This window comes from Chitinophaga sp. H8, from assembly GCF_040567655.1.
In the GTDB taxonomy this organism is placed as follows: domain Bacteria; phylum Bacteroidota; class Bacteroidia; order Chitinophagales; family Chitinophagaceae; genus Chitinophaga; species Chitinophaga defluvii.
In genome coordinates this window covers 1,106,423-1,124,078 of record NZ_JBEXAC010000002.1, presented here as the reverse complement: position 1 = coordinate 1,124,078, position 17,656 = coordinate 1,106,423, and the positions used below count along the sequence as shown (strand labels likewise).

At 44.2% G+C, this 17,656-nt stretch carries 14 protein-coding genes; 3 read left to right on the top strand and 11 right to left on the bottom strand.

The features are described 5' to 3' along the window. Positions 1-57: 57 nt before the first annotated feature. Both ABR189_RS18445 and hflX read right to left on the bottom strand, forming a co-directional pair. On the bottom strand, positions 58-399 hold the full coding sequence (locus ABR189_RS18445; protein ID WP_354661941.1) for a Rieske (2Fe-2S) protein: 342 nt from the start codon (positions 397-399) through the stop codon (positions 58-60). Positions 400-430: 31 nt separating this feature from the next. Further along, complete coding sequence (gene hflX / locus ABR189_RS18440; RefSeq protein WP_354661940.1) at positions 431-1,621, bottom strand: GTPase HflX; 1,191 nt, start codon at positions 1,619-1,621, stop codon at positions 431-433. A 185-nt stretch (positions 1,622-1,806) separates the two neighbouring features. On the opposite strand from hflX, the gene ABR189_RS18435 reads away from it, so the two are divergent. After that, positions 1,807-3,834, top strand: coding sequence for a prolyl oligopeptidase family serine peptidase (locus tag ABR189_RS18435; protein ID WP_354661939.1), 2,028 nt, complete (start codon positions 1,807-1,809; stop codon positions 3,832-3,834). A 94-nt stretch (positions 3,835-3,928) separates the two neighbouring features. Continuing rightward, positions 3,929-4,708 (top strand): enoyl-CoA hydratase-related protein, encoded by a 780-nt coding sequence (locus ABR189_RS18430; RefSeq protein ID WP_354661938.1) that lies wholly within the window; start codon positions 3,929-3,931, stop codon positions 4,706-4,708. A gap of 90 nt (positions 4,709-4,798) precedes the next feature. On the opposite strand, the gene ABR189_RS18425 is transcribed toward ABR189_RS18430, so the two are convergent. After that, the gene (locus tag ABR189_RS18425; RefSeq protein ID WP_354661937.1) at positions 4,799-5,503 is read right to left on the bottom strand and encodes an outer membrane beta-barrel protein; all 705 of its coding nucleotides are present in this window, start codon (positions 5,501-5,503) and stop codon (positions 4,799-4,801) included. A gap of 182 nt (positions 5,504-5,685) precedes the next feature. Here ABR189_RS18425 and ABR189_RS18420 point away from each other — a divergent pair, with 182 nt between their 5' ends. Next, positions 5,686-8,619 (top strand): PAS domain S-box protein, encoded by a 2,934-nt coding sequence (locus ABR189_RS18420; RefSeq protein WP_354661936.1) that lies wholly within the window; start codon positions 5,686-5,688, stop codon positions 8,617-8,619. Here the strand turns inward: ABR189_RS18420 and ABR189_RS18415 are convergent. From ABR189_RS18415 to ABR189_RS18380, 8 genes are all read right to left on the bottom strand, one after another. Continuing rightward, positions 8,616-10,322: a sensor histidine kinase gene (locus ABR189_RS18415; RefSeq protein WP_354661935.1), complete on the bottom strand. Its 1,707-nt coding sequence runs from the start codon at positions 10,320-10,322 to the stop codon at positions 8,616-8,618. The genes ABR189_RS18420 and ABR189_RS18415 overlap by 4 nt on opposite strands. After that, complete coding sequence (locus tag ABR189_RS18410; RefSeq protein WP_354661934.1) at positions 10,319-11,443, bottom strand: sensor protein KdpD; 1,125 nt, start codon at positions 11,441-11,443, stop codon at positions 10,319-10,321. Before ABR189_RS18410 ends, ABR189_RS18415 begins: the two co-directional genes overlap by 4 nt. 62 nt (positions 11,444-11,505) lie before the next feature. Continuing rightward, complete coding sequence (locus ABR189_RS18405) at positions 11,506-12,579, bottom strand: porin (RefSeq protein ID WP_354661933.1); 1,074 nt, start codon at positions 12,577-12,579, stop codon at positions 11,506-11,508. 35 nt (positions 12,580-12,614) lie between these two features. Next, a complete protein-coding gene (locus ABR189_RS18400; protein WP_354661932.1) occupies positions 12,615-13,178 on the bottom strand; it encodes a K(+)-transporting ATPase subunit C in 564 nt (187 codons plus the stop codon). A 36-nt stretch (positions 13,179-13,214) separates the two neighbouring features. Continuing rightward, positions 13,215-15,263: a potassium-transporting ATPase subunit KdpB gene (gene kdpB, locus ABR189_RS18395; protein WP_354661931.1), complete on the bottom strand. Its 2,049-nt coding sequence runs from the start codon at positions 15,261-15,263 to the stop codon at positions 13,215-13,217. Positions 15,264-15,287: 24 nt separating this feature from the next. Further along, positions 15,288-17,003, bottom strand: a complete 1,716-nt coding sequence (gene kdpA / locus ABR189_RS18390) for a potassium-transporting ATPase subunit KdpA (RefSeq protein WP_354661930.1) — start codon at positions 17,001-17,003, stop codon at positions 15,288-15,290. 82 nt (positions 17,004-17,085) lie between these two features. Then, positions 17,086-17,163 (bottom strand): K(+)-transporting ATPase subunit F, encoded by a 78-nt coding sequence (gene kdpF, locus ABR189_RS18385; RefSeq protein WP_354663601.1) that lies wholly within the window; start codon positions 17,161-17,163, stop codon positions 17,086-17,088. Between the two features lie 143 nt (positions 17,164-17,306). Further along, positions 17,307-17,636: a DUF7674 family protein gene (locus tag ABR189_RS18380; RefSeq protein WP_354661929.1), complete on the bottom strand. Its 330-nt coding sequence runs from the start codon at positions 17,634-17,636 to the stop codon at positions 17,307-17,309. Positions 17,637-17,656 lie beyond the last annotated feature (20 nt).

The window sequence follows — 17,656 nt, the reverse complement described above, 5'->3', positions numbered from 1 at the left end:
CTCGTATATAGCTATTTCCGTGCCCGGAACAGTTACTGTTAACGTAAAAATAACTGCCTACCAGCCAAAGATCCCTGTTTTTTCCAGACCAATATACATACCATCTTCCCGCTGCTCTGTAGGATAAGTTTTAAGATAATACCCTTCCCCACTACAGTTATAACCGTTCTTTACACTGAACTTATACCGGTGCAACGGGCATACCACATTACCGGAAGCATCTATCACACCATCCGCCATCATTCCTCCTGCATGCGGGCATTTATGGGCAAAGGCGTATACCTGCCCCTGGTAACGGGTAAAACAAATCTTCTTATTGCTTACTTCCAGTACATTGATTTCATGTTCACGAATCAGCTCCTCATCTGTGATCTTATGCCAGGTATATTGTTTCGCCATTACTTATCTGATTACTGTACAGGTGCTCAAATCAATAGAAAAACTCCGTCTTATACGGATATTTTTTTTTATACAATTCTACCACCTTGTCCATAATGGTGCTGCGTAACTCTTCCACATTCTTCTTTTCCAATGCAGAGATAAACACACTGTTACCATGCGTACGCTGATCCCAGTCCTGCTTCAACTGACGCAACATATCCTGTTTCACATCCTCTTCCAGCCATTTGTCAAAGGTTTGTTCCTCATACAGGTCCATCTTGTTAAAAATAAGGATAGTAGGCTTTTCCTGGGATTTCAACTCCTGTAAAGTGCGGTTTACTACCTCTACCTGATCTTCATACTGTGGATGGGAAATATCCACTACATGTAGCAGAATATCACTTTCCCGTACCTCATCCAAGGTAGATTTAAAACTCTCTACCAGGTGGTGGGGCAGTTTACGTATAAACCCTACGGTATCACTCAGCAGGAAAGGGGTCTGATCAAATACTACTTTCCGGGTAGTAGTGTCCAGTGTGGCAAACAGCTTGTTTTCTGCAAATACCTCGCTTTTGCTTAGCAGGTTCATAATGGTACTCTTACCTACGTTGGTATAACCTACCAGTGCCACGCGGATGTATTCTCCCCGGTCTTTACGCTGGGTAAGGGCTTGTTTGTCAATTTCCAGTAAACGCTTGCGCAACAGGGAAATCTTGTCTTTGATAATACGGCGGTCTGTTTCTATTTCCGTTTCCCCCGGTCCCCTGCTACCAATACCTCCTCCCTGGCGTTCCAGGTGACTCCACATCCCTTTCAGCCTGGGCAGGATATATTGATACTGTGCCAGTTCTACCTGTACCTTGGCTTGTGCGGTACGGGCCCTGCGGGCAAAAATATCCAGGATCAGGTCGCTCCGGTCAATCACCTTTACATTCAGTATTTTCTCAATATTAGCAATCTGCGACCCTGTCAGCTCGTCATCAAAAATAACCAGTGTTATGTTTCTGCCTGTAATAAACTGCTTGATTTCTTCCAGCTTTCCTTTTCCTACAAAGGTGGCCCTGTCGGGGTGTGTAAGCTTTTGGGTAAACCGTTTTATAGTTTCAGCGCCTGCTGTTTCTGCCAGAAATACCAATTCATCCAGATATTCCTGCACCTGCCTTTCTGTTTGTGATTGGGTAACCACCCCCACTATTACCGCCCGCTCTTCTTTTTGAATTACTTGTTTTTTCTCGATCAATGTGCGTTAAAATTTCAGCAAAATTAGTGAATTATTACCGGTCTGGGGTGCAAAGCCTTTTGTCTGTGGCAGCCGGGCCTGCAACTACCCTGCAGCCTTCCATATTGCCTTCCTGCCATTGCTCCCATAGCGGGCACTGTCGCCCATTTTTCCTACATTTAGCCATCCAAAACAACTTATCACGCATGTTTAAACCTTTTTTACTGACAGGATTATTGATAACAACTATGGCAACGGCCCAGGACAAAATGACTCCGGAGCTGCTATGGCAGCTGGGAAGAGTAAGCGGTGAAGCGGTAACAGCAGATGGCAAAACTGTGATTTACGGCGTATCCCAATACAATATTGCAGATAACAAAAGCGAAAAAAACCTTTTTGCGATCCCATTGTCCGGCGGTACCGCCCGCCAGATTACCCAGGCGCCTGGCGCAGAAGGGGATGTAGCGGTATTGCCAGGAAAAAAAATCGGCTATTCCTATAAACAGCAATGGTGGGAAATGAACGAAGATGGCTCCGGGGCAGTACAAAAAACCAATGTGGAAGGTGGTTTGCAAAATATCCGCCGCTCACCTGATGGGAAATATATCCTCTTCTCAAAAGAAGTAAAGATCAAAAAAGTAGCTGGCGCTGATTTTTATCCCGATCTGCCAAAATCCAATGTGCAGATCTACGACAACCTCAATTACCGCCACTGGGATACCTGGGAAGATGGTAATTTTCAGCATGTATTTTATGCCACTTATGATAACGGACAAGTAGGCACGCCGGTGGATATTATGGAAGGCGAAGCCTTTGATAGTCCCCAAATGCCGTTTGGTGGTGCAGAAGATATGATCTGGAGCCCGGATGGCAAGCGCATCATCTACGTAAGCAAAAAAAAATACGGCAAGGAGTATGCCCTCAGTACCAACACGGATATCTATGAGTACGATCTCTCTTCCCGTACTACCCGCAACCTTTCTGAAGGCATGATGGGTTATGATGTAGCGCCTGCCTTCAGCGCCGATGGCAAATACCTGGCCTGGCTGAGTATGGCCAGGGATGGTTTTGAAGCCGATAAAAACGATGTTGTTATACTCAACCTGGCTACCGGCGCAAAAACCAATATCACCAAGGGCTGGGATGGCACAGCCTCAGCTATCAGCTGGAGTAATGACGGTAAAAGAATATTCTTCCTGGCTGTCATCAAAGGAACGGAACAACTGCTGGAAATAACCCTGCAAAAAGATCCATTACAAACTACGGCCAAGCACATACGCCAGATTACGAACGGTGATTTTGATATTACCGGTATCGTAGCGCAGGCAGGCAATACCCTGGTGGTAACCCGTACGGATATGAACCATGCGGCAGAACTGTTTACCATAAATCTGCCCAAAGGCAACCTGCAGGAACTTACCACTGTCAACAAAGCCACCTACGATAAAATAGGCATGTGCAAAGTGGAAAAACGATGGGTGAAAACTACGGATGGCAAGGATATGCTTACCTGGGTGATCTTTCCACCAGACTTTGATCCCAATAAAAAATATCCTACCCTGCTGTATTGCCAGGGGGGCCCACAATCTGCCCTGTCACAATTCTATTCCTATCGCTGGAATTTCCAGCTGATGGCTTCACAGGGATATATTGTAGTAGCTCCTAACCGCCGCGGTATGCCGGGTCATGGAGTAGAGTGGAATGCAGCTATCAGTAAAGACTGGGGAGGACAGCCTATCCGTGACTATCTGAGTGCAATAGACGATGTAAGCAAAGAAAACTATGTGGATAAAAGCCGGCTGGGTGCAGTAGGCGCCAGCTATGGCGGATACTCTGTATATATGCTGGCTGGTGTGCATGAAAACCGCTTTAAAACCTTTATTGCACACGATGGACTCTTTGATCTGAAAAGCTGGTATGGTACTACCGAAGAACTGTGGTTTGCCAACTGGGATATTGGGGCATACTGGGATCCGGCTAATGCCAATGCATATAAACAATTTAATCCCAGCGAACTGGTGGCCAAATGGAACACCCCTATCCTGATCATACAGGGAGGAATCGATTTCCGGGTAGGAATAGAACAAGGCCTACAGGCCTTCCAGCTGGCACAGCTGAAAGGGATCAAAAGCAAACTGCTCTACTTTCCGGAAGAAAACCACTGGGTACTGAAAGCACAGAATGCACAAGTATGGCAGCGGGAGTTCTTTAACTGGCTTAAAGAAACCCTTTAAAATAACTGGCAACGGGTGAACCCGGACCACTGGCAAATACCAGGAGTACCGGGTTCACCATCTCAAAAACTCTTATTCACCAATCATCTGCGTTATGTTTCAATCCCTTTTATTGGAAATCCAGGATGGGGTAGCTACCATCACCCTCAACCGGCCGGAAGTGTATAATGCTTTTAATGATCCACTGAGCTATGAACTGCAGAATGCCCTCAAACAGGTAGAAAAGGATAAAGAGGTAAGGGCAGTTGTACTCACTGGGGCAGGCAAGGCATTCAGCAGCGGACAGGATTTAAAGGCTGCTGCGGAAGCAGGTCAGCGTAATCTCAGCGATTCTCTCCATAAACGTTATAATCCTATTATCAGGGCCATTCGCAATATGCCCAAACCTGTTATCTGTAAACTCAACGGGGTAGCGGCAGGTGCCGGTTGTTCTCTGGCGCTGGCCTGCGATGTTATTATCGCCAGCGAAGCTGCTACCATGATAGAAATATTTGTAAATATTGCGCTCGTACTGGACTCCGGTTCTTCCTACTTCTTACCCCGCACCATAGGCTACCACCGCGCTTTTGAACTGGCTACCAAAGCCACTAAACTCACCGCTACGGAAGCCCTGCAAATGGGGCTGATCAATAAGGTAGTGCCTGCGGCTGAACTGGATACAGCAGTACAGACAGAGGCGGCATTTTATGCCAATGCGCCTACAAAAGCCATTGCGCTGATGAAAAAAATGCTCACCAAAGGGATGACAGACAACCTGGATGCTGCCCTGGAATATGAGGCCTACTGCCAGGAAATAGCGGGCAACTCCCACGATAATGCAGAAGGAATAAAAGCTTTTCTCGAAAAAAGAAAACCCGTATTTAAAGGGGAATAACCGGCAACAATATCAATAAAAAAGCGGGCTGCCAATAACAGCCCGCTTTCCATATAAGCTAAAATACATTATCAAACTTTCATATCCTTCTTACAGCCCACTCAAACAGATACCGATAGAGTAAGGTCTGATATCCCCCTGACCGGTGTTTTCTTTAAATATTGGGCTGAGGTTATAACTACCAAACAGGGAGAAATTACCATAACCCACTCTGGCTGTAGCCGCAAAACGCCAGCTGTTAAAAAACCGCTTGTTCTGTACCTTATCCAGGTTTTTCTCTCCGCCTACACTATTTTTCCCCTTCGTATGTGCATTGGCCAGTAATCCTGCCTTTACTCCCAAAGAGGCCTTAAAACCTTTATTGGCATTATCTGCCACCTCACGGTACCGGAACTCAATAGGTATTTCCAGGTAAGTAGTGGCTACTTTAAACTTGCTGTAATAACCGTCTTTTATAAAATTTATCTTTTCGGAAGTACCTGCTGCCTTTGACATATCTATCCGGTGATCTTTCAGAAAAACCCCGCTGGTACTGATTCCTAAACCCGCTGCCAGACTGAAATGCGATTGCTTAATAGGAAAATCGTACATCAGTGCTATATTAAACCCCCGGTTAAAGCCGGTTTTGATACTATCCGGTGCTCCGGCCCAGGCATCATACGAGTATTGTATCATTAAAAAGTCCCTCGAATGACTCGCAGAATTTATCGCCTTATTCACTGTAGATCCGCCACTCTGCGCGAATCCACTTATTGAAGCCGCAATAAAACCAAGGGTAAAAAGTATTTTTTTCATAAAAATATAAAAGCTTAGGAAATAGAATATTAGGCAAATTTAATGTAATGAAGCTAAAATAAAGGGTTAAAATATTCCCAAAAAACATTTTCTGCCAATAGCCCAATTATATCGATACTCATAAAAATTACCTAAATTGATCCCTACTAACCACCAGCTGTGATCCGGAAAGCCTTCATATAATGCGATTTATCAAGTATATCCCCTTCTTATTCTTCCTGATTGCTGCGGCAATCCTGGTATGGTTTACCGTCAAAGCCTATACAACCAACAGCAGAATAACAGAAAGCAACTACTGGCAAAACCATAGCTATGAAGTAATCCGGAACCTCCAGGCTTCCCTGCTCATCATCTCCAACCTGGAAACAGGGGTACACGAATTTATCATTACCGACAACGCGGATTTCCTGCAGCATAACCTGGCTCAAACCGGGGACCTGTACGAAACCCTGGGCAGCATTAAATACCTTGTACAAGATAACCCGGCACAGCAACAACGGCTGAGTAGCCTCCGGAATAAGCTCGATACACAGTTAACTATCCATCGCCAACTTATTCAGCTAAAAAAACAGGCGCCGCTATCACCGGCATCACTTGATATTTACCATAGCAAACTGGGCATGGACAGTATTCGTATACTTACCAACCAGATGCTGCAGGCAGAAGATCAACTCCTCACCGGCCGAAAGGAACAACATGCGCTGGATACCGCTGCTCCTTTTACCAAACCCCTTACCGGAATTATCCTTGCCATGCTGGCCGTTTTTGCCAGCTTTTTATGGCTATACAAACGCAGCAGTAAAAATGAAAATACATTCCGCGGAATGGTGGATGATGTACAGGTAATCATATTTACCACCGACCTGGCAGGCTTCTTTACGTTTACCAATAAAAAAATGTCAGAGCTCACCGGCTTCAGCAGAAATGAACTGTTGGGACAGCATTGCACCATCTTACTGGAAGATGCTACTGCAGAACATCTGAGGAAAGTATACAGCGAACAGCAATACTTTAATAAACCTACTACTACTGAAATATTCCAGACCAAAACAAAATCAGGAGAAAAAATATGGGTGGAACAAATTGCTACTCTCCGCTTTCATAATAATACACTCATTGGCTTCCAATGTATCGTAAAGGATATTGATAAAGAGATCAAGCTGAAAGAAACGAATCAACATCTTGAACAAAAAAGTAAAGATGTAGCCTTACAGTTGCAATCCATCATCGACAATACCCCGGCTTTTATATTTATAAAAAATAAAGAAGGCAGGTACATACTGGTCAATAAAAGCTTTGAAGAAATATACGGGATCAGCAACGAGGAGATAATTGGAAAAACAGATGAAAGCTTCTGCCCCGAAGGCAAAGCATGGGATCATCAGTTGGAAGATACCCAGGTCATTACACAAGGCACCTTTGTAACAACAGAAGAAACGATAGAAAAAGACGGGGCCTTTTATCATTATCTGATCACTAAATTCCCCTTGCTGAATGATGACCTGCATGTTACCGGGCTATGTGGCATCGGCACAGATATTACAGAACAGAAAAAACAGGAAAAGGTATTAAAAGACGCTAAACAAACAGCAGAGGATGCACAGAAAGCCCAGGAAATATTCCTGGCAAACATGAGCCACGAAATACGTACGCCCATGAATGGCATTATTGGCCTGAGCAATCAGTTAATTAAAACACCTATGTTGCAAACCCAGGCACATTATGTAAATAATATACTGGCTGCTGCTAATAACCTGCTCGCGATTATCAATGACATCCTGGATTTCTCAAAACTACGCTCAGAAAGTGTTGCGCTGGAACACATTCCCTTTAACATGAAACAACTGGTAGAGAAAATGGCCCTTTCCTTCCAGGTTAAAGTAAAGGAGAAAGGGCTTAAGTTTTACCTGGATATTGATGATAGTATTCCTTCCACGCTTATTGGAGATCCTGTACGGCTCAATCAGATATTGATCAACCTCATAGGCAATGCTGTAAAGTTCACAACAGCAGGTACTATCTATGTAGCAATTACGCTGGTCATACAACATGATGATAATGTCCGCGTTTCCTTTGTTGTAAAAGATACCGGTATTGGCATTCCGGAGAATAAACAAGCCATGATATTCGACAGCTTCACACAAACCCGTAGTGATAACGCCCGTAAGTATGGCGGCACCGGGCTAGGGTTGGCTATTACCAAACAACTGATTACCCTCCTGAAGGGATTCATCACCGTAGAAAGTAAACCTGGAGATGGCTCCACATTTTATGTAGAAATCCCTTTTGATAAAACACTCCTTACACCTGATACCAACGAATCTACCGAACAGGAAATATTCCCGGAAGATGTACTGAAAGGAAAAAAGATCCTGGTGGTAGAAGATAACCCTATCAACCAGGAGGTAGCGCTGGCTACATTGCAAAGTGCGGCGGCAGAAGTGGATATCGCTATCAATGGTATTGAAGCAGTAAAGAAGGTGATGAACGGCACCTATCACTGCATTATCATGGATATACAAATGCCGGAAATGGACGGCTACCAAACTACGGTGGTATTACGTAATATGGGTATTAATACCCCCATTATCGCCATGACGGCATCCGTTATTAAAGGCGAACGGGAAAAATGCCTGGAGGCGGGTATGAATGACTATACGTCAAAACCATTTATACCAGAACATTTATATTGCCAGATCCTTAAGAGCATGGGAGAGGAGGTACCTGTTACCAATATTGCCATGCTCCCTTCCTCCTTTGCTGATACCAACCTGGTAGACCTGAGCTACCTTCACCAGATGATGAAATACAATGCAGACATCAAGTATACATTGGATGAATTCCTCTTGCTAACGCCTGATACCCTGGATAAATTACTGGTGGCAAGTAATCAGAAAGATTGGGAAAATGTGTTCATGCTGATCCACCGGCTTAATTCCAGTTTGAGCTTTGTTCCTGTGCCACCTGCAAAAGACCTGATTGATGAACTGGAGATAGATGCGCATGATAAAACCAATACCGATACTATTCCTGAAAGGGTACACCAGGTAGTACAAATACTGAATGAGGCTATCGTTTTTGTACGGGAAAGAAGGAATGACTATGAAGACAACTAAGCCACCGGCAGGGTAAAATAAAAGGTACTCCCTTTCCCTTCTTCACTGCTTACCCCAATTGCACCTCCCTGTGCTTCAATAAATTCTTTGGAAATAGCCAGCCCTAAACCGCTGCCTTTGTGCCCTTTGACGCCGGGTACCTGGAAAAACCGTTCAAAGATCTTTTCCCGGAAGGCTGGTGCAATTCCTTTACCATAATCACGCACACTAAAAGAAAGGGTCTTGTTTTCAGTAGCATTTACTGTCAGGGTGATTTCAGATTTAGGAGAAGAATAGCGGATCGCGTTGGTCAGCAGATTTACTAATACCCAGGCCGTTTTTTCAACATCTGCCAATACCAGCTCCGGTGTTTCCGGCATCACCATTTTTATATTTACTTCCCTTTGAGCGGCCTGCTTCTGTACCGTATCCATGGCATACTGTACAATCTGCTGCGGAGATACCGGCTGTGGCTGTAATTGAATATTACCACTTTCTACCTGGGATAGGTCCAGCAACTCACTCACAATTTTGATCATACGGCGGTTATCCTGCTTCAAACTTTCTACCAGCTCTTTTTGTTCGGCCGACAAATGCCCTACACGTTCATCTTCCAGTAATTTAAGACTGAAATCAGAAGCTGCCAATGGCGTTTTCAATTCGTGGGAGATAGTGGCAATGAAATGCGTTTTGGCAAGATCCTGCTCCTTAAAGGAAGTAATATTTTTCAAAGTAATCACATAGCCTATCCTCGCATCCTCATGGTGAATATCCACCACTTCCCGTGTAAAAAAGCTCTCCTTACCACCTACTACGATCTTAAGCGGACCACTTTCCTGATTGCTTACCAAAAAACGTAACAGGTCATTATGCTTTGCAGCTACAGAGGCGGCATATCCTATCAGTTCCTTTTCCGGTATATTTAGCAGTTGCAGGGCGGGAGCATTGGCAAACAAAATGGTGTCTTTGTTGTCCAATCCTATGGCAGCATCTTTTAAACTGCCAATTACGGCTTCTGCCCGTTTCTTTTCAAACATGATCTTGGCCAGATTACTATGCTCATAATCATCCAGCCGCTGGGCCATAGTATTAAATGCAGCCGCCAGTTCTCCAAACTCATCTCCTGATTTAAAATACAGGCGTTGGCTGTATTTCTTTTCAGCAATCCCTTTGATCCCCACGGTAAGCTCATGAATAGGATTGGCTATATAACCCGGAAAATTATACACAAAGGTGAAGCCCAGTAAAAAGCAGATACCACTGATAATGGCAATATACAGCAATGCATTGTCTGCAGTCTTCTTTACCCGCTCATTCTTGCCAACAATAGCCCCCATGTTGAGATCCATGATCCTATAAATTCCCTTTTTTATTGCGGCAATATCTGCTGCATTGTAAACGGAATCTTTGCTGATCTTATCAAATCCGGTACGAACGGCCAGCGTGGCCTGCATCTCTCCGCTTTCTGTTACATTCTCTTCCTGCCTGTGCAAATTGGTGGCAAACTGCTGCAACGCTACGGCTCTTGCTACCGGCAATTCTTCCAATGCTACCAGCATGTCCTTGGAATATTCCAGGGACTCATAATTATCCTTCAGGATAATCTTCGCTTTTTCATTTATACTGCTGAGATAGTAGTAGCCCAATACGCTTACTATCAGTAGCATGATGTAGAGGAATAATACCCCCAATGTTATTTTTGTCTTTAGCCTGAACCTGCTCATGATAAAATAATGAGGTCTATATCATTGGATGTCAGTGTTTTCAACAACTGGTTAAAGATGTTCGTTCTCAAAATTATGCGAAACAGACTAATATGCGGCTTTCCTATGCAAATAGTAGTTACCTCCTTTGCCAGGGCTGTATCTATAATAACCTGTGCTACATTAACATCCTGCGCCTGTATCACTTCTCCTCCCAGCTCCGTAGCCAGTTTAAGATTATTGATCAGATGACGCTGCGTGGCCAGATTAATTTTAGATACACTCTCACTGGGGGTTTGTACATATAAAACATACCAGGTGGCATGATAATAGGCAGCCAGCCTGGCTGTTTTACGGATTACCTTCCTGGCTATTTCATCATTGGTGGAAATACAAGCCAGGAAACTTTCATGCCGCAGCTGCAGGCTGCGCGGTATCTCCGTTACCACTTTACGTTCTACCTGTGTCGTTACCTCTTTCAATGCCAGCTCCCGCAACTGCAATATCTTGTCTGCCTGAAAAAAATTCTTAAGCGCAGTTTCTACTTTTGACTTATCATAAATCTTTCCTTCCTTCAAACGGGTAATCAACTCATCTGCGGTCAGGTCAATATTCACTACCTCATCTGCCATCAACAATACGCTATCAGGTATCCGCTCCGTTACTTCTATTCCGGTGATGGATTTCACCTCCTGGTTGATACTCTCTATATGCTGGATATTGATAGCTGATATTACATTAATGCCTGCGTACAAAAGGGCAGTTACATCCTGCCATCTTTTTTCATTCTTCGATCCTGGTATATTGGTATGGGCCAGTTCATCCACAATTACCCAATCCGGGTTCAGCAGGAGAATCGCCGAAAGATCCATTTCCTCCAACATTTTCCCCTTGTAAAACACCTGCTTACGGGGAATGAAAGGCACCCCTTCTACCAGGGCCTGCGTTTCTGCACGGTTGTGGGTTTCTATATATCCTATCTGAACATTGATACCATTCCGCAGCATCGCATGTGCCTCTTGCAACATGCGGTAAGTTTTGCCTACGCCGGCACTCATCCCTATGTAGATCTTAAACTTTCCCCTGCCATCACGATTGGCAAGATCCAGAAAATGCTGTACCGATTGTGCTTTGTCTGTCATGGTATTGATTGCTGAAGGGCTGACCTGTTTCCCCACAGGTCAGCCCCGGGAAATAGTATCGCTTAAAACCAGAGGGCCAGAGAAGTAGTTAAAGCAGTATTACTGCCTTTCCATGCTGCACCTTTCATAAATATATCATCCTGGCTGTCATATAGCTTACCTTCCATACGGAACATCAGATTGTTATAAGGGGTGAAATCCAGGTTCAGTGAATAACCGGTAGTCTGAAACCCGTTTTTTGTACCTGTGCTGATGATCACTTCCTGCTTATCGTTATAATGTTCTACCCGGCCGGCCATGGCAAACTTATCAGTAAATGCATAACGGGCTATTATTATAGGACTGTACCACTGATTCATCCCGCTTTTTCCCTTTTCCTGTTGTTCAATCCCATAATCAATACCAGCAATAAAACTAAATTGATCTGTTATATTAAAGGTACCATAAAGGTCGTTAAAGTAACGCATGCGGCGCACGCTGTCCGGTTTATCATTCCCTATAAAAGTGCTGTAGTTCAAGGTGATCTTATCACTGGGCTTAAATACCACCTGTGTGCCAAATGCCGGCGTCTGATTACCATCCGGTCTTTTAACTCTTTGCCACCCATTCAGATACATGGCCGAAAGTGTCCACTTATCATTGGGGTTCCACGTGATCTTTGCGCCGGTTTCGAAATAGGGGGTATTTTCTGCCATAATACTACGGGTAAGCGTATAACAATCCTTACCTACTGCACTTTCAAATCCAATATGTGATGGCATAATACCAGCATCTACCCATAGGTTTTTACCAATACGTATGCCCACATTGGCCTCGTACACATGCCGCATCAACTCAGATTCTGCTGCCATGTTATACTGTGCATAGGTGCCCGCCATGATAGCTATATTACCTCTTACCCTGTCTGAAGAATAATTTCCTTTCAGATAAGCCAGGTTTACATTCAGCTCATTATGCCGGTTAAAATTATACAGGAACCCCGGCTTTAAATGATCCGCCGGTTCATTAAAATCATAGCTGTAATAAGCTTCTGCGTAACCGGAAAACGTAATCTTTGCAGGCTCCCTGTCCGTTTTTTCCTGGGCAAATACATGCATGGTTATCATCGATCCTGCAATCAAAAAAAATCTTTTCATCTGTTCTTGTTATGTTTTTATATAGGCTGGTATTATTATTTCAAATCGTCTAATGCCATATTCAGCTGTAAAACATTTACAGTAGCTGGTCCGAACAAACCAAATAAAGGGACTTTGGTATTGGCAGCTACCAGTTGCTGTACCTGCGCTGCCGGAATACCTCTTGTTTTAGCTACTCTGGCTACCTGTGCATAAGCCCCGGCAGGAGAGAGGTGTGGGTCCAGCCCGCTACCGGAAGCAGTAACCAACTCTGCTGGTATATCCTCCCGTTTTATAGCAGGGTTATGTACTAAAAAAGTGTCAATCCTTTCCTCCACAATTTTCAGGTAATCAGGGTTAGAAGGACCTTTATTGGAACCACCAGATCCGGTGGCATTATAATCTACCGCAGAAGGACGGCCCCAGAAGTATTTGTCCTCTGTAAATTTTTGCCCCACATTGGCAAATCCTACTACTTTGCCATGATGCATCACCGTTACACCATCCCCTTTTCCGGGAGCCATTTTGGCTACAGCAGCAATAAACAAAGGATAAATACCCGCCAGCAACACGATCAGCAGTGCAGTCAGTTTTATAGATGGCAAAAGATACTTTTTCATGATATTGTTAATTAAATGATTCAAATCAATATTGACTTACATAAACAGGCTGATAATTATATCAATCAGCTTGATGCCTATAAAAGGTACTATAAGGCCGCCTACACCATATATAAACAGGTTCCTTCTCAGCAAAGCACTTGCACCAATAGGTTTATAGGCTACACCTTTTAATGCCAGCGGTATCAGCAGGGGAATAATAATGGCATTAAAGATCACGGCACTCAGGATGGCTGTTTCCGGACTGTGCAAGCGCATGATATTGATCCCCTGTAAAGTGGGAATGGAAGCAATAAACAAGGCTGGTACAATCGCAAAATATTTAGCCACATCATTGGCAATAGAAAAAGTGGTGAGTGTACCTCGTGTCATCAGCAATTGTTTGCCTATTTCCACTATCTCAATCAGCTTGGTCGGATCATTATCCAGGTCTACCATGTTACCTGCTTCCTTTGCTGCCTGGGTACCACTATTCATAGCTACTCCTACGTCTGCCTGCGCCAGTGCCGGCGCATCATTGGTACCATCACCCATCATCGCTACCAGGCGTCCGGAAGTTTGTTCCTTCCTGATATAGGTCATCTTATCTTCCGGTTTTGCTTCGGCAATAAAATCATCTACTCCTGCTTTGGTAGCAATGTATTTGGCAGTGAGCGGATTGTCTCCTGTTACCATCACTGTTTTTACACCCATTTTACGCAAGCGTTCAAAACGTTCCTGGATACCTGGTTTGATAATATCCTGTAGTTCTATTACGCCCTGTACCTTATCATTATATGCTACTACCAGCGGGGTACCGCCATCTTTTGAGATCGTTTCTACCTTTGCCAGTGTTTCAGCAGGAAAGGTATGACCCGACTTTTCGGTCATTCGCTTAATGGCATCATAAGCTCCTTTACGGATCCGTGTCCCATCTGGCAAATCGATCCCGCTGCTTCTGGTTTCTGCGGTAAACTTTACCATCGTGGCGCCCTGTACCGACAATCCATTCAAGGCTTCTTTACCGGCCAGTTCAACGATTGATTTACCTTCCGGTGTTTCATCTGATAAAGAGCTGAGGGCACACAGCTTCACAAACGCTTCGTTTGTTATGCCATTGGTAGCATAAAAATTAGTGGCTTTACGGTTGCCAATAGTAATAGTACCCGTTTTATCCAGCAGTAATACATCCACATCGCCGGCAGTTTCTACGGCCTTACCTGATTTTGTGATCACATTGGCACGCAATGCCCGGTCCATTCCCGCTATACCAATGGCGGATAATAAACCGCCAATGGTAGTGGGGATGAGGCATACAAACAAGGAGATGAAAGCTGCGATGGTAATGGGTGTTTGTGCATAATCTGCAAATGGTTTCAGCGTTACACACACAATAATGAATACCAGGGTAAAGCTGGCCAGCAAAATTGTTAACGCAATTTCATTAGGTGTTTTCTGACGGCTTGCTCCTTCTACCAATGCAATCATCTTGTCCAGGAATGATTCACCGGCTTCTGTACTTACCCTTACTTTGATATGGTCTGATAATACTTTAGTACCTCCTACTACGCTGGTTTTATCTCCTCCGGCCTCCCGGATCACCGGTGCACTTTCTCCGGTAATCGCAGACTCGTCAATACTGGCAAGCCCTTCCACAATTTCACCATCGGCGGGAATAATATCACCTGCTTCACATACAAAGATGTCGCCTTTACGGAGGGAAGCAGAAGATACTACCTTGATCTCATTGGTAAATATTTCTCCAATCAGTTCCACTTTTTTGGCAGGGGTATCTTCACGGGTTTTGCGCAAACTTTCTGCCTGTGCTTTACCCCGCGCTTCTGCTATCGCTTCGGCAAAATTGGCGAACAGTACCGTGAGCAGCAGCACGATAAATACTGCCAGGTTATAGCCCTTGCTGCCCTGCGATAGGTCACCTGTTATCATGGTATACAGCGTTACGATCAACATCACTGCTGTACCAATTTCCACGGTAAACATGACCGGGTTTTTAATCATCAGCCTGGGATGAAGCTTAATAAATGATTGTTTTAAGCTCTCCGTCACCAATGCTTTCGGAAACAATTTATTATCTCTTGGTTTCATTTTGTTATACGCTTTACTTTAGCATTAGTACATGGAAAAATATTCTGCTACGGGTCCTAATACCAGGGAAGGGAAGAAGGAAAGTGCGGCCAGGATGGCTATTACGGCAAAGGTCATCATGCCAAAAGTAGCCGTATCCGTTTTTAATGTACCTGCTGATTCCGGAATGTATTTTTTACTACTCAATAACCCTGCTATCGCTACAGGTCCTATAATAGGGAGGTAACGGCCAAGGATCAATACAAATCCCGTGGTTACATTCCAGAATATATTATTATCTCCCAACCCTTCAAATCCGGATCCGTTATTGGCCGCTGAAGAAGTATATTCATACAGCATCTCTGAAAATCCATGATACCCGGGGTTATTCAGCCATGCCGAAGGCTTCACGGCCCAGTCCATATCCGGATGATGCGCTAATACCCAGGACGACAAGGCAGTGCCTGTCAGTATGATAAAGGGATGCAGCAAGGCAATCAGCGCAGCTATTTTAACTTCCCTGGCTTCCACCTTATGCCCCATAAATTCCGGTGTACGGCCTACCATTAATCCTGATATAAAAACTGCGATAATGATAAAAATGAAGTAATTGAGAATACCTACGCCACAACCGCCGTAGAAACAGTTAATCATCATAGCCGCCAGCTGCATCATACCTGTAAGCGGCATGGTACTGTCGTGCATCGAGTTGACAGACCCGGTGGAAATAATAGTGGTTACGGTACTCCAATATCCTGAGGCTGCCGGGCCAAACCGGACTTCCTTCCCTTCCATGGCACCGGTAGGCTGTGCGATGCCCATATGTGCAATGGCGGGATTACCACTTATTTCACTATATAGTGTAGGAATCAACAGTAACAACATACCTGCTGTCATCACAACAAATATGACATTGGCAAACTTCCGGCGATTAATAAAAATACCCAGGGCAAATATGACAGCGATAGGTATAATTACCTGTGCTACCATCTCTGTGATATAAGTAACATAATTAGGGTTCTCCAGCGGATGGGCCGAGTTGGTACCAAACCAGCCACCACCGTTAGTACCCAGATGCTTAATGGCAATCATCCCTGCTGCGGGTCCACGGGCTACATTTACCGTATCGCCCTGCAGGGTTACAATCGTGTCTTTGCCGGCATAGCTGGCAGGGGTGCCATTGAACGCCAGGATAATTGCAATGACTACACATAATGGCAATAACAAACGGGTATTTGTTTTCACGAAAATATCCCAGAAGTTGCCCAACCTGGTGGTCGTCTTTTCTTTTAATGCTTTAAATAATACTACTAATGCGGCAATGCCGGTGGCAGCACTTACAAACTGTAAAAAGGTAATCACAAATAATTGGGTAAAATAGGTCACGCCACTTTCTCCGGAATAGTGCTGCAGGTTACAGTTTACAAGGAAACTGATCGTAGTATTAAACGCCAGGTCGGCCGACTGCGCCGGGTTGCCATCCGGGTTCAAAGGCAGCTTATCCTGAATCAGTAACATCACAAATGCATATACAAACCATACCATATTGATGGTGAGCAATGCTTTCAGATGCTGCTTCCAGTTCATTTCCTCCAATGGATTTATCCCGGATATTCTGTAAAACAACCGTTCCAGTGGTGCCATAAAATCTGACCATGTTTTTTCTCCTTTGAATACTTTGGCGATGTATTTTCCCAAAGGCCAGGCCAGTAGTAGTGTTAGTAAATAGGTGAGTATTACACCTAAAATTTCTGTTGTCATTGCTAAATAGTTAAAGAGCCTTTTGAGTGAGGCACCGGTGTGCCTGCCAGTTTACAATTGCTGCGATGAAGCAGCAACTGTATTAAAACTTTTCAGGTTTCAGTAATACATATACCATGTATATAAAAACCAAAATGGATAAGATAAAGAGTGCAATCATTGCCATAGCTTTAAGCTGCCAGCTGGCAGCAATGAGTTATATTTTTTCGAAGTAATCCACAGATTTAAAAAACAAATAGAAGCAAGCCAGCCCCGCCAGCATTAATAAAACAGTTAGCATTGTTGATAGATTTATGTTAAAGATTAAAGTGTGCCACGCTGAATATGCTGTATGCGGATGTTCTTCAATGATAAAGGCAGCAGCTCCTTCACCGGCTGATTGCTAAACTGCGTATACAGGAAGGGGGATAAAGCATACAAATACACGCTCTCTATCGCATTACGGAGTGCTGTACTGCCATTACGGTATAATACTCCCGCCATGGTAAAGCACTTTTTAACCTCCGGTATCTGCCCGCCCCGGATCATATTACTGGTATAATCCGCAAAGGCATGTACTACTTTACATACCGTTCCGTTTTTAACCAGCTGCTGCATAGGAAAAGAAAGTCCGGGGATTTGTAAACTGATCAACTGAGAAATTTTCGAATCGG